This is a genomic window from Microcoleus sp. Pol12B3, from assembly GCF_036701355.1.
Classification (GTDB): Bacteria; Cyanobacteriota; Cyanobacteriia; order Cyanobacteriales; family Microcoleaceae; genus Microcoleus.
Genome location: NZ_JAUBQS010000163.1, coordinates 1 through 1,327 on the forward strand (window position 1 = coordinate 1; position 1,327 = coordinate 1,327).

Genomic DNA, 1,327 nt, shown 5'->3' on the forward strand with positions numbered 1-1,327 from the left:
TAAGAAGGGTTTTTTCAGAGAATAACTCAGGCACAAATATGATTTTATGTCAACTTAATTTAGATGCGTTTACCCTGAAACAATAAGCGAAAGTAATCAACAAAACCAAAGCTAAAAATCGGGTAGCATCCACCCGAGTAAATTCCATATTATAGCCGCCACTTTTGCAATCTCTAAACATCATTTCAATACCCCACCGTGCTTGATAGAGTTGCTTAACCAGCTTGGGGTTAGAAATCGTAGTTAGTAAATACCACGGTTCTTTTACCTTTTTCCCTCGGTGACTTTTTTCCCAATAAACTCCTAAGTTAAATTCCTGAATAGGGTCAGATTTTTGAAAGGTTACATTTTTGAAAAAGTGGGATTCGCCCGCTTTAAATCCTTGGGTTTTTAAAGACTTACCTGGCTGGCATGAAGTCGCTACAAAAGCACTCTTTTTTTGACGAAATACAACGTCTACACCCTTTGCCCTGAGCCAGTTCGCGAGCTTAGCACTATGAAATTCTCGGTCCCCTATTACCACGACCGGATAAGGTTTTAGAAGGGCTAGTACCGGCCCTAGTACCCGTTTCTGTTCCCGGAAAGAACTACTGCCAAATTTAGAGAGTAGCTCCCAATATATTGGTAAAGCATGATTTCCCCAAATTATGGTGGCCATGAGTAGATTCCGGTCTCTCCATTGAGTTCTATCGAGAGCAATCGCTACATAGTTTTTGGTTTTAAATCTTAATTTTGAGGGGTGTCTCCGTTGCGCTCTATTTAATTTTTTCTCTATAAATTCAGATTTTAAAGTTGCCTTAATTATCGGAAACCAGAGTAACTTAGCCGAGAGCTGAGGGAGTTCCAGAAATCGCTGGATATTTCTGATTCGACTCTTGTATTTAATAGGTTGTGGAAAGAAGTTGGCGAGAGTTGATAATCTGACGTTTCGATAACTTTGAAGCATCAAAACTAAGATTTCTAAGGTCTTTGCTTGACTTTCGCTCAGATGAATGCGTAATAACGAGTGGTATAATGTCTTTAACATTTTTGGTTAGGGTGGCTCCAAGGGCCACCCTCTTTTTGACGACTTATCCATTATCTCAAACAATTGCCCCGTCTGGGTTTGACCTCCGTTGTCACCCTCTCAGGGTACAAGCACTACTAAAGCGCAAAAAAGAGACAGGAAAATTACTCCCTAGTCAGGCTCATGGTGGTAAACCGAGCCTACTGTTTGGTCACGAACAAGAGATTGAAGAGATGGTAGCTCAGTATCCAGATTACACACTAGCAGAATACTGTGAGTATTGGCACGAAAAAACCGGAGTATGGTTGAGCGAGAGTGCCA

The 1,327-nt window shown here is 41.0% G+C and carries 2 pseudogenes; one reads left to right on the top strand and one right to left on the bottom strand.

Going from position 1 to position 1,327, the window contains the following annotated elements:
- Positions 1-82 precede the first annotated feature (82 nt).
- A pseudogene (locus QUA53_RS28985) lies at positions 83-1,027 on the bottom strand (IS4 family transposase); the annotation flags it as partial.
- 35 nt (positions 1,028-1,062) lie between these two features.
- On the opposite strand from QUA53_RS28985, the pseudogene QUA53_RS28990 reads away from it, so the two are divergent.
- Positions 1,063-1,327 (top strand): annotated as a pseudogene (locus QUA53_RS28990) (hypothetical protein); the annotation flags it as partial.